The 23,189-nt window shown below is 55.3% G+C and carries 18 protein-coding genes and 2 tRNA genes; 4 read left to right on the top strand and 16 right to left on the bottom strand.

What is annotated here, in order from left to right; genetic code table 11:
- Positions 1 to 71 precede the first annotated feature (71 nt).
- Together CIK94_RS08365 and CIK94_RS08360 are read right to left on the bottom strand one after the other, a co-directional pair.
- Complete coding sequence (locus CIK94_RS08365; RefSeq protein WP_094422592.1) at positions 72 to 1,139, bottom strand: DUF6562 domain-containing protein; 1,068 nt, start codon at positions 1,137 to 1,139, stop codon at positions 72 to 74.
- Positions 1,139 to 2,392 (bottom strand): DUF3575 domain-containing protein, encoded by a 1,254-nt coding sequence (locus CIK94_RS08360; protein WP_094422590.1) that lies wholly within the window; start codon positions 2,390 to 2,392, stop codon positions 1,139 to 1,141. The genes CIK94_RS08365 and CIK94_RS08360 overlap by 1 nt, the downstream gene beginning before the upstream one ends.
- 166 nt (positions 2,393 to 2,558) lie before the next feature.
- Here CIK94_RS08360 and CIK94_RS14070 point away from each other — a divergent pair, with 166 nt between their 5' ends.
- A complete protein-coding gene (locus CIK94_RS14070; protein WP_144008353.1) occupies positions 2,559 to 2,834 on the top strand; it encodes a hypothetical protein in 276 nt (91 codons plus the stop codon).
- A gap of 147 nt (positions 2,835 to 2,981) precedes the next feature.
- Positions 2,982 to 3,404 (top strand): hypothetical protein, encoded by a 423-nt coding sequence (locus CIK94_RS08355; RefSeq protein WP_094422588.1) that lies wholly within the window; start codon positions 2,982 to 2,984, stop codon positions 3,402 to 3,404.
- Between the two features lie 119 nt (positions 3,405 to 3,523).
- Here the strand turns inward: CIK94_RS08355 and asnS are convergent, their stop codons facing one another.
- The 6 genes from asnS to CIK94_RS08325 all read right to left on the bottom strand — a co-directional run bounded on the left by asnS (position 3,524) and on the right by CIK94_RS08325 (position 8,527).
- Entirely contained in the window at positions 3,524 to 4,918 is a 1,395-nt protein-coding gene (gene asnS / locus CIK94_RS08350; protein WP_022311674.1) for an asparagine--tRNA ligase, read from the bottom strand.
- 27 nt (positions 4,919 to 4,945) lie between these two features.
- Positions 4,946 to 6,409 carry a pseudouridine synthase gene (locus CIK94_RS08345; protein ID WP_094384895.1) on the bottom strand — a complete coding sequence of 488 codons (1,464 nt, stop codon included), beginning with the start codon at positions 6,407 to 6,409 and terminating at the stop codon, positions 4,946 to 4,948.
- Between the two features lie 73 nt (positions 6,410 to 6,482).
- Complete coding sequence (purB, locus tag CIK94_RS08340) at positions 6,483 to 7,829, bottom strand: adenylosuccinate lyase (protein WP_094422586.1); 1,347 nt, start codon at positions 7,827 to 7,829, stop codon at positions 6,483 to 6,485.
- Between the two features lie 123 nt (positions 7,830 to 7,952).
- Positions 7,953 to 8,027 (bottom strand) — tRNA-Val (locus CIK94_RS08335).
- Positions 8,028 to 8,222 carry a hypothetical protein gene (locus tag CIK94_RS08330; RefSeq protein ID WP_144008352.1) on the bottom strand — a complete coding sequence of 65 codons (195 nt, stop codon included), beginning with the start codon at positions 8,220 to 8,222 and terminating at the stop codon, positions 8,028 to 8,030. It lies immediately after the preceding tRNA gene.
- 230 nt (positions 8,223 to 8,452) lie between these two features.
- Positions 8,453 to 8,527 (bottom strand) — tRNA-Val (locus CIK94_RS08325).
- Between the two features lie 563 nt (positions 8,528 to 9,090).
- Here CIK94_RS08325 and CIK94_RS08320 point away from each other — a divergent pair.
- Complete coding sequence (locus CIK94_RS08320) at positions 9,091 to 9,750, top strand: hypothetical protein (protein WP_216821936.1); 660 nt, start codon at positions 9,091 to 9,093, stop codon at positions 9,748 to 9,750.
- Between the two features lies 1 nt (position 9,751).
- Here the strand turns inward: CIK94_RS08320 and CIK94_RS08315 are convergent, their stop codons facing one another.
- The 8 genes from CIK94_RS08315 to CIK94_RS08280 form a co-directional block, all read right to left on the bottom strand.
- Positions 9,752 to 10,897: an OmpA family protein gene (locus tag CIK94_RS08315; protein ID WP_094422580.1), complete on the bottom strand. Its 1,146-nt coding sequence runs from the start codon at positions 10,895 to 10,897 to the stop codon at positions 9,752 to 9,754.
- A 331-nt stretch (positions 10,898 to 11,228) separates the two neighbouring features.
- Complete coding sequence (mutL, locus tag CIK94_RS08310) at positions 11,229 to 13,040, bottom strand: DNA mismatch repair endonuclease MutL (RefSeq protein ID WP_094422578.1); 1,812 nt, start codon at positions 13,038 to 13,040, stop codon at positions 11,229 to 11,231.
- A gap of 12 nt (positions 13,041 to 13,052) precedes the next feature.
- Complete coding sequence (locus tag CIK94_RS08305) at positions 13,053 to 13,490, bottom strand: hypothetical protein (RefSeq protein ID WP_094422576.1); 438 nt, start codon at positions 13,488 to 13,490, stop codon at positions 13,053 to 13,055.
- Complete coding sequence (locus tag CIK94_RS08300) at positions 13,474 to 15,147, bottom strand: OstA-like protein (RefSeq protein ID WP_022311681.1); 1,674 nt, start codon at positions 15,145 to 15,147, stop codon at positions 13,474 to 13,476. The genes CIK94_RS08305 and CIK94_RS08300 overlap by 17 nt, the downstream gene beginning before the upstream one ends.
- A complete protein-coding gene (locus tag CIK94_RS08295; RefSeq protein ID WP_094388181.1) occupies positions 15,144 to 16,592 on the bottom strand; it encodes a peptidylprolyl isomerase in 1,449 nt (482 codons plus the stop codon). Before CIK94_RS08295 ends, CIK94_RS08300 begins: the two co-directional genes overlap by 4 nt.
- 3 nt (positions 16,593 to 16,595) lie before the next feature.
- Positions 16,596 to 18,026, bottom strand: coding sequence for a peptidylprolyl isomerase (locus tag CIK94_RS08290; RefSeq protein WP_094422574.1), 1,431 nt, complete (start codon positions 18,024 to 18,026; stop codon positions 16,596 to 16,598).
- Between the two features lie 25 nt (positions 18,027 to 18,051).
- A complete protein-coding gene (gene guaB, locus CIK94_RS08285; RefSeq protein ID WP_022311684.1) occupies positions 18,052 to 19,536 on the bottom strand; it encodes an IMP dehydrogenase in 1,485 nt (494 codons plus the stop codon).
- A gap of 513 nt (positions 19,537 to 20,049) precedes the next feature.
- Positions 20,050 to 22,584, bottom strand: a complete 2,535-nt coding sequence (locus CIK94_RS08280; RefSeq protein WP_094422572.1) for a TonB-dependent receptor domain-containing protein — start codon at positions 22,582 to 22,584, stop codon at positions 20,050 to 20,052.
- A 157-nt stretch (positions 22,585 to 22,741) separates the two neighbouring features.
- Between CIK94_RS08280 and CIK94_RS14415 the strand changes: the two genes are divergently transcribed.
- A complete protein-coding gene (locus CIK94_RS14415) occupies positions 22,742 to 22,921 on the top strand; it encodes a hypothetical protein (RefSeq protein WP_158215133.1) in 180 nt (59 codons plus the stop codon).
- Positions 22,922 to 23,189 lie beyond the last annotated feature (268 nt).

The following is a 23,189-nucleotide window of genomic DNA, read 5'->3' as shown; positions in this document are numbered from 1 at the left end:
AATAATTTAGATGATTAAGATAATTGATATATAAAACAATGTGAATTAGTTGTTCTATGGTAAGGGGAATGTCAGTAGAAGACATTGAACTCGCCGTCGTAACCGGGGTTGACGCTTACGCCACCTGTGGCAGTCTGGGTGAGAAACTCGCCTCTAATGATGGTATGGCGGCTGCGCTGGAGCGGCACGTTGACAGCGCGGGAGAGCGAAACCTGACGACCCTGGCGATCGTAGATGCCCAACTGCACGGTGACCTCGGAGGCGTGGCCGTTGACGAGCACATAGTCAAACCCCAACGAGGCTTCGTCGGCAGACAGGCGCTCCACGCGGCCGTCGCAGACCACTCCCATAATGGCGTCGGTGGGCTTGTCGGTAAATATATTATAGGTGTTGGGTGCGTAGCCGTTGTAGATGATGCGCACGGTGAACATATCCAGGTCTACGGCAGGCGTCGCGGCTCCCGTAGAAGGGTCGACGGGCGTATGGCCGGCTATGGCTGCCGACTGCTGCTCGATAAAGAGGCGCACATCATTGGCCACAAACTCAAACTTGGCGAGCGGGCGGGTCATCTGCACGGTGACTCCGACGGGCGCCTGCTCACTGGTGCTGGTGGCGACGACAGCCTCGGCCTCACCTCTGAACGCATCGCGGTAGTCGGTGCTGCCCTGATAGGGCGTGAGGGCTCTGATGCTGGAAAAATCGGAAGCGTCGTAGAAGCCACCTACGCCGGCATCATCCTCAGAGAGGTCGGCCCACACCATGACGCGATAGCTGCCGGCAGGGGCGTCGAGGTCTATATCGGCATCATAGCCCTGGCTGACGTCGCGACGCACGATGTATTCGCGGACGGGAATTGCCTGGGCAGCAGAGGCTTGAGGATAGAGACGGATGATGTATCTCATCGTGCCACGGGTGCGGACAGAGGTAATCTGGACGGGGGCGCCAGTGCGCGAGAGGGTGTAGTAGACCTGGGGCATATCGGTATCAAACCGCAGATGCAGACTGACCTTCGCCGTGTCGGGCACGTCGGGAAACTCATGCACTCCACATCCCACAAGGAGCAGCGGCAGCACTGCCAGCAGCATCCTTGCATGCAGGCAGCAGAGGCGGCGGAGTATAGTGGACTGGTTTGGCATCATTATTTCCTCCCTCGTTTGAAGTCAAACACATAACAGAGCGACAGCGAAGCCTGGTCTATACCCGTGTAGGTCTTGTTCTCGGTATATGCCTTGAGGCCGTTGGGCTGGTTGTAGAACTTGTCGTGGTTGAGCGAATAGACGCCAACACCGGCAGAGAGCTCCATCTGCCAACGACGGTTGCGGCTGACGGGGAGTCGCAGTCCTGCCGACACGCCACCACCGAGCGCCGGACGATGACCGCCACGGTCCTGGGTGCGGTAGCGTCCGCCAAAAGCCACATTGTAGTAAGCCATGCCGAGATGGGCTCCCACAAAGAAGCCGATATTGCAGGCTGAGGGCCAATAGCGACACTCGGGATAGAGCGAGAAGGTGCGGTATTTGCGGCTGTTGCTGAAATAGTTCCATGCCGAGAAGTTCACGGGCAGAGCCACCGACCAATGAGGGGCGACATCCATCTCAATGGCGATATTGGAGATGAGAAACGCCCAAGCCACGGCATTGGTCTTGAGGATGATATGGCGCTGACAGGGAGTCTCTGCCGCCGTCGCCACAGTGTCTGCCGTAGATGGCACTACCGTGGGAGCGGCTGGCGCAGGCTCGGGCATGGGTTCGGGAGCCGGACATACGATGGTGGGGGGTGTCTCTACGCGTGCCACGTCGACCTCGGCACGTGCCATACGCATCTGGGGATAGACATCGCGCATGAGTATGGGCCAGAGTCGGCCACCCTGGGCGCGGCGCAGGAGCAGCACGCGGCGGTCTATCGTCAGCCCGCGGTGATAGGCGACCTGGGTAGAGTCGAGCGACAGGATATGCGCCATCGACGCAGTGTAGGGCGACAGTCTGGGGCTATCGAGGGTGAGGGTATCGAGCAACGACCAGCCCACACCCATATTGTCTGCCAACACGAGGGGCAACTCTGTATCGGTATGAGCACGAAGCCATGAGGCCAGAGCCTGGGCACGGCGATTGGCGAGACGGCGATTGGTCTGATAACTGCCTTCGGGCGACGCCATACCCGTAATCTGGACATTCAAAAGCGAAAGACTGCTGTCGCGGCGCACCGCTGACAGATAGTCGAGCATAGCCGACAGACTACAGCCGTTACTGGTATAGGCAGTATCGAGCACCGTTTTGCCCACGGGAAAGAAGACGCTGAAATGGGTGTTGACCACATGACTCTGCGACCTGGACTCTGTGACGGGCATCCAGGCGATTAGCATGAGCGTGATGATGTAAGTCAGTCGTTTCATATCGGTTAGAGTTATCGGTTCAAATCCTTGGCTAAAAGTTGTAGACAATTGACACGCATGGCATTGGATTGTCGATTTGTATCTATCGTACGCTGCAAATTTAAGGTTATTTCCTATTCGTTGTATTCACCCCCCCCCCGTTAATTATTGTTAACTACACGCGTTTTTGCACAACTTTTTTGCGCAACCCCACTACCCTTTCGACCTTCGTTATCGCTCTGAGCCCTACCGCATCCCGCCCCATCGCCTCGACCACGAGCGCTGCAAGCAGCATGGATGCCCATACAGATACCGTCGCGACATCGTCCAGCACGCTGTGTCTGCTGCGCTGCGTTGGGACTGTCGCCAGTCGGGGGCGCGGGCGCGTGGCAAGTCTTGTGGGTTTTCACCTTATTATATTATACGCGTACACGCGCGCGAGAAGGCAAAGCCAGGCACCTGAAAAGATGAATTATCTTAAAACCACGGCTCTTTGCAAACTTTTTGCATCAATTCGGACACCAATTCATGCAAAAACGCTATATTTGCAAATGACATAGCGACAATAACTCATAACCTATAATACAATAACAATTAAAACGTTACAATTATGACCAACTTCATCCGAACCATCATTGCATCGCTGCTACTCATAGCCGGTAGCCAAAGCGTGCTGGGCCAGACCTTCTCGTCTATGGACGAAACGCAGCGCCAAACAGAGCTCACCAAGATAGCCCTGACCATCTACAAGAACCCTAAGTTCAGCAAATACTACTCCAAGTATGGATACTGCGGCAGGTCGGAGATCTCTACCTATAACATCAAGGGAGAAGGAGAAGACAAAGACCGCAAGGAATACTTGGGAACGCAACAATATGTGGTCAAACTATACTGCAAGAAGGGGGCTGACTGGGGAGAATTTCCCATTGCCAAAGTCTATGTGTCTGACAAGGCAGGAAAGGCATGGATGATAATGTTCGGCAACGACAATATGATGTTCCCGTACTGGAATTTTCCAGAGATATTCAAATAGCGGGCATGTACACGGCGACATAGTACATCCCTACGCCAGCCCAAGACGCCAAAGAGCCGGTGGAGAATAGTTCTCTACCGGCTCTTTATATCTATAGTCCGAGAGGCAGTGGCGCGCTCTTAGAATTCGGCTGTCTTGGGAGTACGTGGGAAAGGTATCACGTCGCGGATGTTCTGCATACCGGTCACGAAGAGGATAAGGCGCTCGAAGCCGAGGCCGAAACCACCGTGGGGGCAGCTTCCATACTTGCGGGTGTCGAGATACCACCACATATCCTTCATAGGGATGTTGCGACGGTTGATTTCGCCGATGAGCTTGTCATAGTTCTCCTCGCGCACGCTACCGCCGATAATCTCGCCAATCTGCGGGAAGAGCACGTCGGTACCCTGCACGGTGCGGTCGTCGTCATTAATCTTCATATAGAAGGCCTTGATCTCCTTAGGATAGTCGGTCATGATGACGGGCTTCTTGAAGTGCTCCTCGACGAGGAAGCGCTCGTGCTCGCTGGCGAGGTCCATACCCCAGCTTACGGGGAACTCAAACTTGTGACCGTTGGCGACAGCCTCTTCGAGTATCTTGATACCCTCGGTGTAAGGCAGACGCACAAACTCTTCGGCCACAACCGAATGGAGGCGCTCCAGGAGAGTCTTGTCTATCATCTTGTTGAGGAACTCGAGGTCGTCCTTGCAGTGCTCGAGCGCCCAGTTGACGCAGTACTTGATGAAGTCTTCCTCGAGGTCCATCAGGTCGGCGAGGTCGATGAACGCCACCTCGGGCTCTACCATCCAGAACTCAGCCAGGTGGCGTGGAGTATTGGAGTTTTCGGCACGGAAGGTGGGGCCGAAGGTGTAGATAGAACCCAGGGCAGTAGCACCGAGCTCACCCTCGAGCTGTCCGCTCACGGTGAGTGATGTCTGCTTGCCGAAGAAGTCGTTGTCGTAGTTGATTTTGCCATCCTCGTCCTTCTTGAGGTCGTAGAGGTTCATCGTGGTGACCTGGAACATCTGGCCGGCACCCTCGCAGTCGCTCGCGGTGATGAGCGGAGTGTGGAAGTAGAAGAACCCGTGCTCGTGGAAGTAGGTGTGGATGGCCATAGCCATGTTGTGACGGATGCGCATCACGGCTCCGAAGGTATTGGTGCGCAGGCGCAGATGGCCGTACTGGCGCATATACTCAAAGGTCTGGCCCTTCTTCTGCATGGGATAGTCGCTGCCGCAGAGGCCATAGACCTCGAGCTGCTCGCACTGGATTTCTACAGTCTGGCCGGCACCCTGGCTCTCTACCAGTGTACCCACGGCGCTGATGCAGGCTCCGGTGGTAATGTTCTTGAGCATCTGGGCGTCAAACTTGGCAGGGTCGACTACCACCTGGATGTTCTTGATGGTAGAACCGTCGTTGAGCGCAATAAAATCGACAGCCTTGCTGCTGCGGTGGGTACGCACCCATCCCTTTACATTTATCTCTTTTCCGAAATCGGTGCTCTTGAGGGCATCGACTACTTTAGTTCTTTTCATCTTTATCTATAGTCGTTTAGTTTCTGATTATTCGAAAGCACCCATGCGCAGCATGTCTACCTCTTTCTCGGTGAGATAGCGCCAGTCGCCGCGACGCAGGTTCTTCTTGGTGAGACCGGCAAACATCACGCGGTCGAGCTTGGTGACATGATAGCCCAGGCTCTCGAAGATACGGCGCACGATGCGGTTCTTGCCGCTGTGAATCTCGATGCCCACCTGGCTCTTGTCGTTGTCATCGGCATACTCGATGGCGTCGGCGTGCACTTCACCATCTTCGAGGGTGATGCCGTCGGCTATCTGCTGCATGTCGTGAGCGGTGAGGTTCTTGTCGAGATATACGTGATATACCTTCTTCTTGAGGAACTTGGGATGGGTCAGCTTGCAAGCCAGCTCGCCGTCGTTGGTGAGCAGGAGCACACCCATAGTGTTGCGGTCAAGACGACCCACGGGATAGATGCGCTCGGGGCAAGCGTCCTTGACGAGGTCCATCACGGTCTTGCGCTGCTGGGGATCATCCACTGTGGTGACATAGTCCTTGGGCTTGTTGAGCAGCACGTACACCTTCTTCTCGATGGTCACGGGCTGGTCGTGGAACTTCACCTCGTCGGTGCGCAGCACCTTGGTACCCAGCTCGGTCACTACCTGGCCGTTGACGGTGACCACGCCTGCCTGGATAAACTCGTCGGCCTCGCGGCGTGAGCATACGCCGGCATTGGCGAGGAACTTGTTGAGGCGCAGGGGCTCATTGGGGTCGATGTGGTCTTCCTTGTACTCGATGCGCTTCTTCATGCTATACTTTGCATGTGGGTCGTAGTCGGCTGTACGCTGACGGTAGCCACCGCGCTGCTGACCGTAACCACCCTGCTGGCGGCCCTGATAACCTCCCTGCTGGCGGCCCTGATAACCTCCCTGCTGACGGGGCTGGTAGCCTCCCTGCTGACGGGGCTGATAACCACCCTGCTGACGGGGCTGGTAGCCACCCTGCTGACGGGGCTGATAGCCACCCTGCTGCTGGCGGGGACGATAGCCACCCTGCTGCTGACGGGGCTGATAGCCACCCTCTTCACCGTTGGCATTGTAGCGGGGACGGTAGCCGCCCTGCTGCTGACGGGGCTGATAGCCACCCTCTTCACCATTGCTGTTGTAGCGTGGACGATAGCCACCCTGCTGCTGGCGAGGCTGATAGCCACCCTGCTGGCGGGACTGGTAACCGCCCTGCTGACGGGGTTGGTAGCCGCCACCATTATTATAACGAGGGCGATAGCCGCCTGGCTGACTGCCACCCGCAGCGCCCTGGAGATTGGCTCCAAAGCCCTCGGGGCGGAAACCACCCTCCTGATTGTTGTCACGATTATCACTGTAGGCGCGTGTGGTGCGAATACGGGGACGCTGTGGTCTGGCGCCTACACTCTTCTTCTCCTGTGAACCGAAACCGTCGGTTGCATCGCTGTTACCATTGTTCAGGTTCTGCGAATTGTTCTCTAAATCCATAATTTAATTGATAATACTTTATAGCCTCACGGCTGTTGTTAATAATAGGGTTATTGCGGTTATAATGTTGAGTTTACAAACCGGTGTAGTTGAGCGGGGTGATAGCCATCAGTTCGGCCTTCACACTGTCGCTCACGTTGAGCTGTCCGATGAATTCATGGATGGTCTGCTCGGTCATCTTCTGATTGGTGCGGGTGAGCGCCTTGAGCGCCTCATAGGGATGGGGATAGCCCTCACGGCGCAGGATGGTCTGGATGGCTTCGGCCACCACAGCCCAGGTGTTGGCCAGGTCGGCCTCGATGCGCTCTTCGTTGAGGATGAGCTTGCGCAAACCCTTGAGGGTGCTCTGGAAGGCAATGACGCTGTGGCCCATAGGCACACCGATATTGCGCAGCACGGTAGAGTCGGTAAGGTCGCGCTGGAGACGGCTTACGGGGAGTTTCTGGGCGAGGAACTGCAGCACGGCATTGGCGATGCCCAGATTGCCCTCGCTGTTCTCAAAGTCGATGGGGTTGACCTTGTGGGGCATGGCACTCGAGCCAACCTCGCCGGCCTTGATTTTCTGCTTGAAATACTCCATGGAGATGTACATCCATACGTCGCGGTCCAAGTCGATGAGGATGGTATTGATGCGGCGCATAGCGTCGAAGACCGAGGCCAGATGGTCGTAGTTGCTAATCTGGGTGGTATACTGCTCGCGCTCCAGTCCGAGCTTCTCGCTCACAAAGCGGTTGCCAAAGGACTTCCAATCGTAGTCGGGATAGGCCACGTGGTGGGCATTGTAGTTGCCGGTGGCGCCACCAAACTTGGCGGTGAGCTTGCAGGCACGAAGGGTGGCCAACTGCTCCTGAAGACGGTAGACGAAGACCATAATCTCCTTGCCCAAGCGTGTGGGCGAAGCGGGCTGGCCGTGGGTCTTGGCGAGCATGGGCACGTCGCGCCACTCGTCGGCATACTGCTGCAGCTGGTCAATGACTTCCTCTACCTGGGGGCAGAAGACCTCGTTGAGCGCGTCCTTCACCGAGAGGGGCACGCTGGTATTGTTGATATCCTGAGAGGTAAGACCAAAGTGGATAAACTCCTTGTAGGCATCCAGACCGCCTATCTTGTCAAACTCTTCCTTGATGAAATACTCGACGGCCTTGACGTCGTGGTTGGTTATCATCTCGATATCCTTCACGCGCTGGGCGTCGGCCTCAGAGAACGACAGGTATATCTGGCGCAAGCGGGCAAACAGTACATGGTCAAACGATGCCAACTGGGGCAAGGGCAACTCGCACAAGGTAATGAAGTACTCGATTTCCACACGGACGCGATACTTGATAAGTGCATACTCAGAAAAATACTCGGCCAATGCCTCTGTCTTCCCTCTATAACGGCCATCTATAGGCGAAATGGCGGTCAACAAATCCAAATTCATATTCTATGCTTTATTTACTGCCCACAAAATTAATAATAATATCTGAAACAGAGCGTAAATGTATCGAAAAAAAATAAAAAAAGAGTCTTAAAGCAGTTAACTTTAAGACTCTTCAACTTGGAGTGGGCGTTGACGGATTCGAACCGCCGACCCTCTGCTTGTAAGGCAGATGCTCTAAACCAGCTGAGCTAAACGCCCTTACTTTTCGTAAGCGATTGCAAAGGTAGCAACTATTTCTGACACCACCAAATGTTTTCCCATATTTTTTGAAAAAATCTTCAAAATCGTGGATTGCAGCGACGCGACCACGGATGCTTGCTGCGTGTTCACCGCTGCCTGAAGCGTATCTACGGATGCCCGCTGCGTGGTCACCGCTTCCGGCTGCTTGTTCATCGCAGCCCGCAACTTGTTCACCGCCGCCCGAAGTGTGCCCATGGGAACCGACTACGTGTCCACCACAGCCTGCTACGCCACGACAGTTTCCTGCTACGCCACTACGCTGATGGCGGATGGCACCCTCCGCGACGCATCGGGAGTCGGCAAGAGGACGATGGGCGCGCTTGGGGGAATAAAAAAATCCCGGCAGGATCTCAGATGAGATTCCTACCGAGAAAACACCCCAGTGGGCGTTGACGGATTCGAACCGCCGACCCTCTGCTTGTAAGGCAGATGCTCTAAACCAGCTGAGCTAAACGCCCTTACTTGTCGTAAGCGGTTGCAAAGGTAGTGACTTTTCTGCACTCCACCAAACTTTTCTTGATGTTTTTTCAAAAAATATGCGATTTTTGTGGTTTTCGGGGGTATCAAGGGCGAAATGCACATGATTTCCGGCTTCACCGCCGTTACCATGGCGCAGGGCAAAAGGGCAGTGACGCGACTGCAATTGGAGGAATAGAACAGGGAGGAAAGACCGCGCGGCGCCCCCTCCCCCACCATGACTGCGCAGCGCACAGTGACCGCCATCGCGACCATCACCCCTCGATTGCTGCTTGTCTCCGCTGCAAAGGGAGGCGCACGGAGCGGCTCCAGGAGCGGAGATAGCCGCACAGAGACCATCGCCGGCCACGCGTATCGTCCGACGCGGATGCTCGTACCTTCCGATACGGATGCGAGTGTCGTCCGATACGGAAGCACGTTTCGTCCGATACGAACCGGCGATGATGGTCAGGAGCGCGCCAACAATGGTCAGAACGCTTGCCGACGATAGTCAGCGAGATTAACGAAGACAATCAGGAGAATGTTGGAGGTGGTCATAATTCTCATGGAGATGATCAAAAATTTCGTGGAAGTGGTCATAAATTTCGTGGAGGTGGTCATAAATTTCGTGGAGGTGGTCATAAATCTCGTGGAGGTGGTCATAAATCTCTCAGAGATGGTCAGGAGGGTGGCGGGGAGAATCTGGGGGATTATCGGGAGTGCGGATAGTGTGGCGACGGTTAAAGACAGAACCCTGGGAACAGCGAGCAGCGATAGCTCTATCGACGGCGTGGTGGTAGTGGCGACTGCGGATTACACCTTATTAATATATATAAGCGGGAGAGTCAGCTCGGCAGGAAGGAGTATCAACACCATGGCCAGAAGGAGCAGCATGTTGGGCAGAAGGGGCTGTGTGATGGGCTGGAGAATTAACATAATACTCGGGAGAGTCAGCTCGGTAGGAAGGAGTATCAACGCCATGGCCAAAAGGAGCAGCATGTTGGGCGGAAGGGGCCGTGTGATGGGCCGGAGAATTAACATAATGCTCGGGAGTGTCAGCATGGAGGGCGGAACGGGCAGCATGGAGGGCGGAAGGGGCAACATGGAGGGCGCGAACGCGCAAACGGCGGTCGGGAGGGTAAGCTCGGCGGTCGGGAGTGTTCGGACAAAGGCAATAAAAAAGGGGAGTACCGAAGTACTCCCCTTGGATGTATTGCTAATATAAATTATTCAGCAACAGTAACAGTTGCACGACGGTTGAAAGAAACTGGAGACAGTTCATCAACGCCACCATTACCCTTAGTAGTAATGTTGTCGCGGCTTACGCCCATCTTAACGAGCTCGTCAGCAACAGTTGCAGCACGCTTCTCAGACAGTGCCTGATTGTAAGCGGGCTTTCCGGTAGCGCTATCAGCGAAACCTGTAACAACCAACTTAGAGTTGTTGTCAACAGCGTACTTGGCGAGAGCCTGTACGTTTACGAGGTCCTTCTTAGAAGCAATCTTAGACTTGTTGATGTTGAAGAATACTGATACAGGAGTGTGTACGAGTTCCTTAACAGCAGGAGTCTCATTTGACTTTTCAGCCAGGAGCTTCTTCAGGCGAGCGTTCTCAGCGTTAGCGTCGTTGAGCTGTGCGTTGAGAGCGTCAATCTGAGACTGAGAAAGAGCCTTGATAGCGTCTACATCAGGAGTCTTGTCCCAAGAAGCCTTGCCCAGGTTGAAGGTAAGACCAACTTCACCATAGAGGTGGTTGTCGTGAGAATCCCAACCACGGCCAGTACCTGTCATAGCAGCATTGCCATCCTTGTCGTTCTCGCTGGTAATCAGACCAAGTTCAACATTGATAGCGACCTTCTTGCTTACATAGAACTGGTTGAGGATACCAGCGCTGAGACCGAGAGCATAAGAGTTGTAGCTCATAGAGCGGCCAAAGCCACCACCGAGGAAAGGAACGAAGTTCCAAACGCGCTCAGGGTTGTAACCATAGATAAGGTTGCTGAGGTTGAACAGAACCTGCTCCTGAGCTACCCAATACTTGTTACCTACGTCCTGACGTGCGGGAGTGTGGTTAACCTGCTTGCCCCAGATACCCTGTACCTTAGTACGGAGACCGATGCCGGGAGTGAACCACTTACCTACAGCAACAGCAACACCGGGGTTAGAACGGAAACCCTTCAGCGGGCTACGAGACAGGCCTGAGCCGTGCTCCTGACCTGAATACCATGCATTCCATTCACCACCAACCTGGATGAACCAGTTGCTCCAGAAAGAATTAGTTGCGACACTGTGCTTCAGTGTAGGATCTGCATCCTGTGCAAATGTGCACAGAGACACGCTGGCAAAAGCCAATACAATCAATAATTTTTTCATAACTTTTATATTAAACAATCAATAATCTCGTTGTTCGCTATTCACGTCGACGCGGGATGCCTTGCATTACGCGCACCTACGTATGTTAGTGTATGCAAAGTTAGTTAAATTTTCCATAGCTCTTATAGTTTTCTTCAAAAAAATAGTTACAAAAAGCGTAAATACGTAAGTAATTTCAGTTTATTTATATTGCATAAACACTTTTTTACACATTTATGAACCTGGAGACGCCATTTTCTGGACCCAAGAGCAACAAAAGACCCCGGTTCTGCCTCATTCTTGATGATTTAGAGGACAGAACCGGGGCTGGAGTAAGGCTGGAGCGGGATGATTAGCCCAGCAGTTTCTCTATCTCTTGCTGTTTGAGGATGCAGAGGATGTTTTTGCCGTCGGGCGAATAGTTGACATTGGAGCAGGCGAAGAGTTGGTTGACGATATTCTCCATCTCGACGTTGCTGAGCACTTGTCCCTGCGGGATGGCTGCATGTCGGGCCATGCTCGACGCAAGCCGATGATTGATATCGTCTTTGATGCCACTGCCCTTCTCGCGGGCGGCAGCCAGCATGTCGGTGATGAGGGCGGTGACGCTGATACCCTCGATGTCGGCGGGGATGGAGTTGACGGCATAGCTGTTGGCTCCGAGGTCGGTGAGTTCGAAGCCCATGTCAACGAGCTCGGGCATCACCTCCTGCAACATGGCCGCATCGTCGGGGGTGAGCTGCAGCACCTCGGGGAAGACCACTCGCTGGGCGTCACCCTTCTTGTTTTGCATCTGGAGGAGGTATTTCTCGAAGAGGATGCGGTAATGGGCGCGACACTGGTCGATAATCATAAGGCCCGACTTGACGGCGGTCATGATGTAACGGCCCTTGTACTGGTAGTGGACGGGCGAACGGTCGTCGGAGATATTGGCGTTGCTCACGGGCTTGGCGGCGAAGAAGTCTTCGCCCTCGCTGGCGTCGGCAGAGGGTGTGTCGGCATAGAGCTGCTGCCAGTCGCAGGGCACTGATGACGACGGCAACGAGGTGTCGGGGGTAAAGGGGTTGTAGTGGGGATTGTAGTTGACGCGCGGGGCCTCGACCTGGGGCGCGTGCTGGGTGAAGACGGGGATATCGGGACGGTCTTCGGTATCGAAGTCGATGGACGGCACATCGTTGAAGACGCCTATCGACTCGCGCACAGCGGCAGAGAGAATCTGCCAGATGGCCTGCTCGTTTTCAAACTTTATCTCGGTCTTGGTGGGGTGGATGTTGACATCGATATTGGCTGGCTCGATGGTGAAATAGATGAAGTATGGCACCTGTTCGCCCATCGGTATGAGTCGCTCGAAGGCTGCCATCACCGCCTTGTTGAAGTAGGGATGCTTCATGTAGCGCCCGTTGACAAAGAAATACTGCTGGGCGCCTTTCTTCTTGGATGTTTCGGGCTTGCCCACATATCCTTTGATGCTGCAGAGGGTGGTCTCGACCTCTACGGGGATGAGGTCGCTGTCCATCTTGCGTCCGAAGATGTCGGCAATGCGCTGGCGGAGACTTCCGGAGCGCAGGTTGAACATCTCGGTGCCGTTGCTCGAGAGGGTAAAGGCTATGTCGGGATAGACCAACGCGATGCGCTCGAAGGCGGTAACGATGTTAGCGAGCTCGGTGGAATTGGACTTGAGAAACTTGCGGCGTGCGGGAACGTTGTAGAAGAGGTTTTCGATGAGGAAGTTGCTTCCCGACGGGCATGAACATGGTTCCTGGCCTGTGAAGCGTGACCCCGAGATAGACAGATGGGTACCCAGTTCGTCGGCTTCTTGGCGAGTACGCAGTTCAATCTGTGCCACAGCGGCTATGGAAGCCAACGCCTCGCCTCGGAAGCCCATCGTGGTGAGTGCGAAGAGGTCCTGGGCTTGTCGGATTTTGGACGTGGCGTGGCGCTCAAACGACAGTCGGGCGTCGGTCTCGCTCATTCCCTTGCCGTCGTCGATTACCTGAATCGCCGTGCGACCTGCGTCGGTCACGAGCACCTGAATGTGACGGGCACCGGCATCGACTGAGTTTTCGACCAGTTCCTTGATGACACTGGCGGGACGCTGTATCACCTCGCCGGCGGCTATCTGGTTGGCCACCGAGTCGGGGAGTAATTGGATAATATCGCTCATAATGATGATTTGCTAAAGGAGGAAGATAAAAATGGTAAGAACGAGAAAGAGCATGAGCAGCGGGACGACGATGGCGCCCACCAACCTCATGGCGGCATCGCGCGACTTGCGGCGGCGCTCTGCCAATGCTGAGACGAAGAGCGGTCCGGCTGGCGAGGTCTCTGGCGCGGGAGTGGCGGAGGCGGACTTGGGCGCAAGGTTATCGGCTGATGGCGCAGCGGAGGCGGATTTGGGCGCAGACGCATCAACCGATGGAGCGGTGTCATCTCCTGATGGCGCGGCGGTTACGACCGAGGGCTCGGCAGCGGTGGCTGCAGCGGTAAGAGAAGCCTCGTCTGCCGCCGCTTCCACCCTACTCTGTCTGAGACGGCGCACGGCTTCGTTGCGCTCATCTATATAAATATAGGTATGGTGGAAACCTTGCGGCTTGCGGCTATTCAACCAGCCCATCGTGGTCAAGATGTTGGAGAGGGGCCTCCTGACGCTTGCGCACCACGAGTCCTTCGCCGGCTTTCTTACCTCGCCAGTTGAAGATGTCGTCCTTGTCACGGGGCTTCAGGTCCTCGAGCCACACAAAGACATCGAGGCGCTCCGTGCCGGGCGGGATTTGCGTCATGGGGTACATCGTGCCTTGCGGCTTGCTTGCCCATACCTTCTCCAACTGGCGCTCGGGCGAGAGAAACATGCGCAGTGTGTCGGTCTCCATGTAGTTGAGCGCCACAAGCGAACTGTCTTTCTCGTCGGTGTAGTAATACACGGTCCTCACGTTGCCTATGGCCTCGGTCTGGCGTATGCTGCCTGCTTCGAAGTAGGCATTCATCAGTCGTGAAGACACCTGGTTGTAGTGCTGTTTGTCTGGCAACTGCTCTACCGAGAATGCCTGGCCGTCTACCTGTGCAAAGCGGATGGTCGAGTCGTTCATGTAGACGCGTATGACTTCGCCGAGCAACTGTCTGCCGCCGTTCCACACCACCGGGTCCTTGTACATGGTCATGCAGGAGTCCTGGCTGTTGAAGACGATAGAGTCGCTGATGGCCTGGACATCGGTGCGATAGACGCTGACGTGGTTGTAGCAGTGTATCTTGCGATAGACAGAGTCGGTATTGATATTGAAAGTGTAGATGCGGATAGAGTCGGAATGGGCGTAGAGCGTGTCGGCACTCTGCGAAAAGTCCTTGAGCAGCGCACGCTTGGTGGCATAGCCTTCGCCAGTCTTCTCGTTGTACTTGAGCTTGTCGCAGACGAGCGAGTTCTTGTTCTTCTTGTCGATGTAGACCACGCGTCCGTAGCCGTAGCTGTCGCCATCCTTGGCGTAGAAGAGGCTGTCGCCCTCGAGCACCTTCTGACTGTCCTCGAGTCGTGAGCGATTGAAGAGCTGGGCTTTGTCGGTCTTGGTGTCATAGTAGGCATCGGTGGTGAGCACCACGCCGTCCTTGGTATGTATCGTCGAACCTGGGCCAACGATATGGGCCTGCGACTTGCGAGTATCGTAATAAAGAGTGTCGGTGGCGATGTCGGTGTCTTCGCTGCGCATACGCACATTGTAGTAGAAGACAGCCTCGCGGGTCTCAAGATTGTACTTTCCCCAGTCAGCCACGAGCTTGTCCTTGCCGTCCTCGAGCACACCGCCCTCAAGGAAGTAAGCGTAGTTGTAGAGTCGGTCGTAGTTGAGGCTGTCGGTTCTGAGCACCTGCTTGCGGTGGGTCAGCACCACATTGTAGCGTGCCGCCATACGCTGCTCCACGCCGTCGTAGTCGGCATAGCGGGAAGTGAGCGAGAGCGTGTCGCCCTGACGGAAGCGCACGTTGCCGAAGGCTTTCACCGAGTTGGACTCCTGAAAGAAGTAGGCACTGTCGCACCAGAGCTCGGCACCCTGGTGGCGGAAGTGGACACGTCCCTTGGCTATCTGCGCATCGGGGTTCATGCCATAGTGGTCAAACTTGAGTTCATCGGAATGGATGAGATAAATCTTCTCATCCTTGCCTTTGGGCTTGTGCTTCTTCTGCGTCACCACCGACTGCACGCAAAGCGCAAAAAAGCATAGAACTGCAACCAATGCAATTCTATGCCCTGATAAATATATCTTTACTTGTTTACCTTTCGTCATTTCACCCAACCTTGGTATTCAAAATCACAGTTCTTGTATCTGTCGGCCATCCAAACATACGTATGTTTGATTTTGTCGACCACCCAGTTGTGCAGTTTTTCCTCGCGCATCTTGTTGAGCACGATGTTCTTGAGCAGCTGGTAGTCCTCTGCCAGCGTAGCGCGATGACCGGGGATGCGGCTCTTGAGCTTGATGACGGCGCAGACCTTCTGTCCCTTCGCGTTAATCATCTCAAAGGCTTTTGACACATCGCCCACCTGCATGTTTTCCACCTGCTGTGCCACCTCTGTGGGCAGCGCCTTCATCTGGAAACGTGATGTTCGGCCTTCCTCTGTCTGGCTTGTGGCCATAAGTCCATTGTTGTTGCGGGTATCCTTGTCGTCCGAGATGTAAGAGGCAGCCTCTTCAAACGAATACTTGCCCTCGCGGATTTCGTCGGCGATAGAGTCAAGGCGCAGGCGCGTCTTCTCGACCACCTCCTGGTCTACCTTGGGTTTGCGCAGGATATGGCGCACCTTGATACGGTCGCCTCGTTTGTCGATGAGCTGGATGATATGGAAACCGAACTCAGACTCCACAATCTTGGAAATCTTCTTGGGGTCGGTGAGGTTGAATGCCACATTGGCGAAGGCTGGGTCGAGCATACCGCGACCTACATAGTCGAGCTCACCGCCACGACGGGCTGACTCGGGGTCCTCTGAGTAGAGGCGCGCCAGCGTGGCAAACGATGTCTCGCCACGGGTTACGCGGTCGGTGAAGTTGCGCAGCTCCTCCTTGACCTTGTTTACCTCTTCACGGGTAGCCTTGGGCTGGCGGGTGATAATCTGCACCTCGACCTCTACTGGCACGAAGGGCAGACTGTCTACGGGCAGCTTGTCGAAGTACTTGCGCACCTCGCTCGGAGTCGTCGCCACATCCTTTACCAGTTCCTTGCGCATCTTCTCTATACGCTGCTGGTTCTTGAATTCATCACGCATCTGCTGGCGCATTTGGGCTACGGTCTGGTTGCGATACTCTTCGAGCTTCTCTTTAGAGCCCGCCATCGAGATCCAGTAGTTTATCTGCTGGTCTATGCTTGTGGTCACTTCGCTCTCAGACACCTCAATAGAGTCTATCTCGGCCTGATGGAGGAAGAGCTTCTGCACTGCCATCTGTTCAGGGATGGCACAGTCGGGGTCTCCTTTCCACTGCATGCCTTCCATCTGTCCCTGCAGGCGCATAGTCTCGACATCCGACTTGAGGATGGGCTCGTCGCCCACCACCCAGATTACTTCGTCGACCACGGCCGACTCGGGCACGTTGGCCACTGTGTCTTTAGCTACCTTGACGGTATCTTTGGGCGCCTGACCTTTCATGACCCACTGGCCCTTGCCAGCCATCGCGTTGCCGCCGGCTATCAGCGTGAGGGCGGCGGCACCTATACCTATTTTATATATATTCTTCATCTTCTAATGTTTGTTTACCGTGTTTACCACATCCTCGTTGACCGTGAAAGTATACCGCTTACGCAACTCCCCGACCCACTTCTCCTCGAGATACTCCTGATAGTCGGCCACCACGAGGGCGTTCACGTCGGCTGCCTCTTTAGGGGCCTTGAGTTTCTTGCCATAGACGGCGTCGAAGGGGAAGTCCTTGTTGGGCTTGGCCTCATCGCCGGTCTTGAAGACCAGTCGGTCGATGGTTTTGTTGTCGCCTTTGACGAATATACCTTTCTCTACGCGTATGCGCAGGATGCTGTCATTGTTGAATGTGGTGCGCAGCCGCTCAGCCCATTTGTCAAAGGGCAGCCCCTTCACCGCTTTCTTCACCGCGGCGATGTCTGCCTGGGTACGGGTGTGATAGGCAATGCCTTTGTAGTGAGGCTCAGTCCACTTGTAGCGCTTGCGGTTGGCCTTGAAGTAGTTTTCCTGACCTTCCTTGTCGTTCTGGGCTTTCTCCCATACGGTGCGGTTGCTCATTTCAAAGAGCAGCAGACCGTCGTGATACTCCTGGATAAGATAGCGCAGCTCGGGCTGCTTGGCCTCGAGCTCCTTCATGCGGGCGGTGAGCACCTCTTCGTGCGACACATTGCTGCCCTGCTGGCGCGCTATCGAGTCAATGCGCTGGTTGATTATTGCCTCAACCATTCCCCTGCGTTCTACAAACTGCAGGATTGACGCGCGCAGTGTGTCGTAGGGCATACACATGCGGCGGTCTTTCATCAGGATGATATGCCATCCTGCCGGCGACTCAAAGGGACGGCTCATCTGCCCTTTCTCGAGGGCGTAAGCCTGGGTTTCAAACTCTTTGAGCGTTTGTCCGTGCTCTATCCACGGCAGTTCACCACCCTGCTGGGCAGAGCCCTTGTCGTCAGAGAGACGGCGAGCCACGTCGGCAAAGTCGGCTCCCGCCTGCAGCACGCTGTAGATTGAGTCTATGCGCGCCTTGGCTGCAGCCACCTTCTCCGGAGTGGTCTTCTGGCGCAGCATCACGAGGATATGCGCCGGCTTTACCAGTCCGCCGTTGCCATCCACACGCTGCCGGTATTCGGCATAGACGCTCTTGGCCTGGGCCTCCACGTCTTCGGGTGTGACAAACGATGGACGTATCTGCTGGTCACGGTAAGTGGCAAACTCCTTGCGAAACGACTCCATCGTGTCCAGTTTCGCGTCGAGAGCCGCCTCTACCTTCAGCTTGTAGTTGATGAACAAATCGACATACTCCTTCACGCTCTTGCGGTCTATGACGCCCGCATTGTTGTTTTTGTTGTACGAGTACTCAAACTCCGAGCGCAGCACAGGTTTGTTGTTGACCGTCATGATGACGGGGTCGCTCTGAGCATGAACTGGGCTGCCCCACCAGAGTGCGGCAGCCATCAGTAGTATTGTTGTTTGTTTCATCTTGCTCTATACCTTATTATATATATTACTCGTGGCGGCTGTAGTTAGGCGCCTCACTGGTGATGGTGATGTCGTGGGGATGACTCTCCAGCACACCAGCATTGGTGATACGGGTAAACTTGGCATTGTGCAGCAGGTCGATGGTGGCAGCTCCACAGTAGCCCATACCCGAGCGCAGACCGCCAATGAGCTGGTAGATAACCTCCTGTACAGTTCCCTTGTAGGGCACGCGGCCGGCGATGCCTTCGGGCACCAGTTTCTTCACGTCGGTGGTGTCGCCCTGGAAGTAGCGGTCCTTAGAGCCATTCTTCTGCTCCATAGCCTCGAGCGAACCCATACCGCGATAGCTCTTGAACTTACGACCGTTGAAGATGATGGTATCGCCAGGACTTTCCTCGGTACCGGCAACGAGCGAACCTATCATCACCGACGAACCGCCGGCAGCGAGAGCCTTGACAATGTCGCCCGAGTAGCGCAGACCGCCATCGGCAATCAGTGGCACGCCAGTACCCTGGAGTGCAGAGTAGACGTCGTAGACAGCGCTCAGCTGGGGCACACCCACACCGGCTACCACACGGGTAGTACAGATTGAGCCCGGGCCGATGCCCACCTTGATGGCGTCGGCGCCATTGTCTACCAGCATCTTGGCTGCGGCACCTGTAGCCACGTTGCCCACCACGATGTCTATACCGGGGAAGGCAGCCTTGACCTCGCGCAGCTTCTCTACCACGCCCAGTGAGTGACCGTGGGCTGTGTCTATCACGATGGCATCGGCACCTGCGCCCACCAGGGCTGCAGCGCGCTCCAGCGTGTCCTTGGTGACGCCCACTCCGGCAGCCACACGCAGACGACCCTTGTCGTCCTTGCAGGCCATAGGTTTGTCCTTGGCCTTGGTAATATCCTTATAGGTGATAAGACCCACGAGATGGTTCTCGGCATCTACCACCGGAAGTTTCTCAATCTTATGTTCCTGCAGAATCTGTGCAGCCGCAGCCAGGTCGGTCTGCTGATGGGTGGTCACCAGATTTTCGCTGGTCATCACCTCGTCGATGGTCTTGTCCAGGCGACGCTCGAAGCGCAGGTCGCGGTTGGTGACGATACCTACCAGATGGTTTTCCTCATCCACTACGGGTATGCCGCCGATGTGGTAGTCGTGCATCATGGCCAGCGCATCCTGCACGGTGCGGCCCTTGCGTATGGTCACGGGGTCGTAGATCATACCGTTCTCAGCACGCTTCACGATTGCCACCTGACGGGCTTGGTCGTCGATGCTCATATTCTTGTGTATCACACCGATACCTCCCTCGCGGGCAATGGCGATGGCCATCGACGACTCGGTCACGGTGTCCATGGCAGCCGTCACAAAAGGCACATTGAGCTCAATATGGCGCGAAAACATGGTTTTCAACTCTACCGTCTTGGGCAACACTTCTGAATAAGCGGGAATCAAGAGGACGTCGTCGAAAGTGAGACCGTCCATCACTACTTTATCTGCAACAAATGATGACATATGTATTTTTGAAATTTATTGCATGCAAATTTAGCAATAAAAATTCATTCACGAGTGTGTTTTCCCGATTTTCTATCACAATTAATTGTATTTAACGCTGAAAGGGCGACTCCCATCAGGCCCGCTCTGACACATCCGAGATGCCTCACGACGATTACGACCACGACCGTAGTCTCTATCCAGACCGCGGTGGTTGACGGCAGCAGGGAGCGCACCGACACTGGCAGGAAGCGGCGAGACATTATCAAGGAGCAGCAAGACACCGCAAAGCCGACACCCTCAGATGTCGCCGTGACCATCACCAGACTGATTGCAGACCGCGAAACAGTCATTTCACAGTCTGCAATCGTCATATCCTGCCGCGAAATACTCCTATCGCGCCGCGCATCTACATTATTCAGCATCCCGGCAGAGTCTGCGGTCGCCGGCGTACCTTTGCCACAGTCCTCTGCCCGGTGCTTGTCCATCTCCTTGCCCGTCTACACCTTGCCCACCGCGGTGGGGTGTACGGCGCTACTTCGCCGTGGGCGCTTTCTTCAGGTCGTCATTATAGATAGAGTGACGCGAGCGCTTGGTCTTGGAGTACTTCATGTCGCCCAGACGATAGCTGACGCCTATGCTGATGCCTTGACGCGAATAGCGTCTGTCCGACTGGCTCTGATAGCCGGGGCCTTGTGTATAAGTGGTACGGGTGAGCCACTTATGAAACGGGTCGGCGGCACGCAGTGACACGATGAGCCGCTTGCTGCGCAGGAACGGCCGCGACAGCGAGAAATAGTTATACACGAGACCGTCTACCCTATCCTGCAGCGTGATGTCTCTCGACCGCGCCGACAGGATGGCATAGAGCGAGATGTCTGCGGGCAGCCTCCACGACAGGTTGAGGTCTGCGTTGCCGGTCCATCCGTGGTTCTGCAGCTGGCGGCTGGGCGCTCTGAGGTCTATATAGGCGGCTCCCATGCTCAGCGTGAGCCAGAGCTTGGAGGTGATGTTCCACTTGTAGTAGACATTCACAGCCGTACGCTCCACCTTGCCTACATTGAGATAGGTGGTATAGACGGCACCGGGCGCGGCATAGTGCTTGCCGTTGTCGAAATACTCGCCCCCTTCGCCTATCAGTCTGCTGTAGCTCTCGATACCATTGCTCAGATGGCGGTAACTCAGGCTCAGACTGAGGTTGGTCTTGCGGGTAAACCATCCATAGGTGGCGCCCAGGTTATAGCTGTTTTCTGCGTCCAGGCTGCTGTTGCCCTGCACGATGTTCTGCGGGTTCAGGTTGTTGAAGTAGGGGTTGAGATAGTATATACTGGGGCGTGCCAGCCTCTTGCCGTACTCCAGCCTCAGCGACTGGGCCTTGGCGAGCTTCAGGTTGACCCTCACCGACGGCACCACGTTGGCGTAGTGGCTCGAGTAGTTGCCCTCTGCGCCTATGGGCCCTGCCAGATACTTGATGTCCTGATAGGTATATTCGTAGCGCAGGCCCGGCATCACCGAGACGGTCTTTCCGCGGTAGGTATAGCTGAGATAACCGCCCACGATGTCATTGCGGTTTTTGTAGTGGTTGCTCCGCAGGTCGTTGTGAGCCCACTGCCCCGACATGGCCCTGCTGTCATAGAGGTCGTTCTGGCTCTCGTTGTTGCGCAGGATGTACTTGGCGCCCACTTCCAGCGTGTGCTGCCGCCCCAGCGGTGTGCTATAGTCCAGCTGCAGGGTGTGTTCGTTGGTCTTGTTGTCACGGTTGGAGCGGTTGTCATAGAGTTGGAGCTGTTCTATCAGGCTCGCCATGCCGCCACTCACGATGTCGGCATACTGGGTGATGTCCTTGCTGTGCGACGGACCGGTACTCAGCTGATACGACAGCGTGGTGACACGCTGGTGGTTGCGCCTTCCGTTGCGCTGGTAGTCCAGATTAAGGGTGCCGTTGAGCATCGAGTTCTTCAGATTGCCATGGCGCAGATACGAGTAGTCTGCCTGACTGTTGCCCTGGCTCCACATGCCGGTACGCTCGTCGCTCATCATGTGCTGTTGGGCACCCATACCCGTCAGCGAGAAGGTAATCATCTGCACGCTGTCTATCTCGTAGCTGGCGTTGACCGAGGCAAACTCGGTGTTGTCCTGCGACTTGGTGCTGTTCACGCTCCTGAGTTGGGTGGCGCCACCCGCGCCGTAGCCATTGCGCAGCAGCGACGTCCTGTCCTCGGGCGACAGTATGCGGTTGTAAGAGAAGTCGGCGTCAAAGGCAAACCGTCCTATCTTGCTCATCGTCATCACGCTGCCGTTGTAGGCCACCGTACCTGCGTCGACAGACAAGGTGGTAAGATGGCCCTCATACTGCGAGCGCATCACGATGTTGATAACGCCGCCTATGCCCTCGGCATCATACCGGGCACCCGGCGAGGTGATGACTTCAATGCTCTTGACCATCTCGGCAGGCAGACTGCGCAGCACCTCCTTGGGGTTGCGCGTGACGGCGGTCTTGCGACCGTTCTGCAGGATGAGAAACTTCTTGGTGCCGTTCATCTCTATATTGCCGTCGCCGTCTACGCTTATCAGTGGCACCTTGCCCATCATCTCCGAGAGTCGCAATATCTTGGCGTCGGGGTCCGACGCCACATCGTAGGTCAGCTTGTCCACATCCATCGTCACCAGCGGTTTCTGTGCATCCACCGTTACCTCTTTCAGCATCTTCACATCATCGGCGACATAGACGGCCCCTATGTCCATGACTTCCTGTCCCTCCGTCAGAGCGAAGCGACGGGGCTCAGCCACTCTGCCCACCATGGCTGCGGTGACGGTGTATTGGCCTGGCATGACGGGCACCACCACCTCAAATCGGCCAACGCTATCGGCCAGCACCTTCTTCACGCCGGTGCCAGGCAGCGACTTGTGTGCCACGCATACGGTGGCCATCATCTCGGGCTCGCCGGTCTCCTTGTCCATCACCGTTCCCGTAACCTTACACATCGGGACAGTGGCGGGCGTCTGAGCGCCCATCGGCATCGCAAACATGACAGCCAGTACTGTCAGCATCATTGATAGTGGTTTCATAGGCTTATAGTTTTATTACACATTCACAAAGCGTAGCTCCGCAAAACTCCTGGATTAGAAAGGAATGTCCAAATGTAAAAAGAAAAAACGATATGGCAATCTTTTTCCTCGTTTTTTTACGTTCCCCGTGCATTTTTTTCATTTCCACGCTGATTATGTGACCATTTGTGTCGCCGATGACCACTCCGGCAGCCACTTCCACCATCGGGCGACGGCTGCCGACCTGCTCTGCCACCCTCTGCTGCCGTTGCAGAGATGCCGCATGGCTCTGCCCAGGCGAGAGGATGACCACAGACTGCGCCGTGTAACCGGCAGAAAAGTTATTGCAAACGATTAGGCTTATGGATGAGCACCTCAGGTTCTGATCCGCCAGCGAAAATCACTCCTTGGCTGACTATACAGGAAGAGCGGCTTGAGAGAGTGGCGTTGCCCACCCTTTCAAGCCGCTTGTCGTTGCGCCCGCCCTATATACATTATATTAGGGGTTGTCGTTTAATTCTAAGAATTCAATATCTATAGACGAGGGTATGCCTTCCGAGGTTGCCATCGTTTGCTTATTTTCGGAGTTTTATCGTAATTTTGGTCGATTCTTGTCTTGTCAGGGC

Source organism: Prevotella sp. P4-51 (assembly GCF_002251455.1).
Lineage (GTDB): Bacteria > Bacteroidota > Bacteroidia > Bacteroidales > Bacteroidaceae > Prevotella.
Note: the sequence above shows the minus strand (reverse complement) of the source record. Positions and strands in the feature narration are given on the sequence as shown.

Bases quoted from the DNA above. Each gene is read 5' to 3' on its own strand.
- CIK94_RS08345 (WP_094384895.1), bottom strand. From the start codon at position 6,409: ATGGATTTAGAGAACAATTCGCAGAACCTGAACAATGGTAACAGCGAT.
- guaB (WP_022311684.1), bottom strand. From the start codon at position 19,536: ATGTCATCATTTGTTGCAGATAAAGTAGTGATGGACGGTCTCACTTTC.
- CIK94_RS08290 (WP_094422574.1), bottom strand. From the start codon at position 18,026: ATGAAACAAACAACAATACTACTGATGGCTGCCGCACTCTGGTGGGGC.
- CIK94_RS08365 (WP_094422592.1), bottom strand. From the start codon at position 1,139: ATGATGCCAAACCAGTCCACTATACTCCGCCGCCTCTGCTGCCTGCAT.
- purB (WP_094422586.1), bottom strand. From the start codon at position 7,829: ATGAATTTGGATTTGTTGACCGCCATTTCGCCTATAGATGGCCGTTAT.
- CIK94_RS08315 (WP_094422580.1), bottom strand. From the start codon at position 10,897: ATGAAAAAATTATTGATTGTATTGGCTTTTGCCAGCGTGTCTCTGTGC.
- CIK94_RS08330 (WP_144008352.1), bottom strand. From the start codon at position 8,222: ATGAACAAGCAGCCGGAAGCGGTGACCACGCAGCGGGCATCCGTAGAT.
- CIK94_RS08320 (WP_216821936.1), top strand. From the start codon at position 9,091: ATGGAGATGATCAAAAATTTCGTGGAAGTGGTCATAAATTTCGTGGAG.
- CIK94_RS08355 (WP_094422588.1), top strand. From the start codon at position 2,982: ATGACCAACTTCATCCGAACCATCATTGCATCGCTGCTACTCATAGCC.
- CIK94_RS08360 (WP_094422590.1), bottom strand. From the start codon at position 2,392: ATGAAACGACTGACTTACATCATCACGCTCATGCTAATCGCCTGGATG.
- CIK94_RS08305 (WP_094422576.1), bottom strand. From the start codon at position 13,490: ATGGGCTGGTTGAATAGCCGCAAGCCGCAAGGTTTCCACCATACCTAT.
- CIK94_RS08300 (WP_022311681.1), bottom strand. From the start codon at position 15,147: ATGACGAAAGGTAAACAAGTAAAGATATATTTATCAGGGCATAGAATT.
- asnS (WP_022311674.1), bottom strand. From the start codon at position 4,918: ATGAAAAGAACTAAAGTAGTCGATGCCCTCAAGAGCACCGATTTCGGA.
- CIK94_RS08280 (WP_094422572.1), bottom strand. From the start codon at position 22,584: ATGAAACCACTATCAATGATGCTGACAGTACTGGCTGTCATGTTTGCG.
- CIK94_RS08295 (WP_094388181.1), bottom strand. From the start codon at position 16,592: ATGAAGAATATATATAAAATAGGTATAGGTGCCGCCGCCCTCACGCTG.
- mutL (WP_094422578.1), bottom strand. From the start codon at position 13,040: ATGAGCGATATTATCCAATTACTCCCCGACTCGGTGGCCAACCAGATA.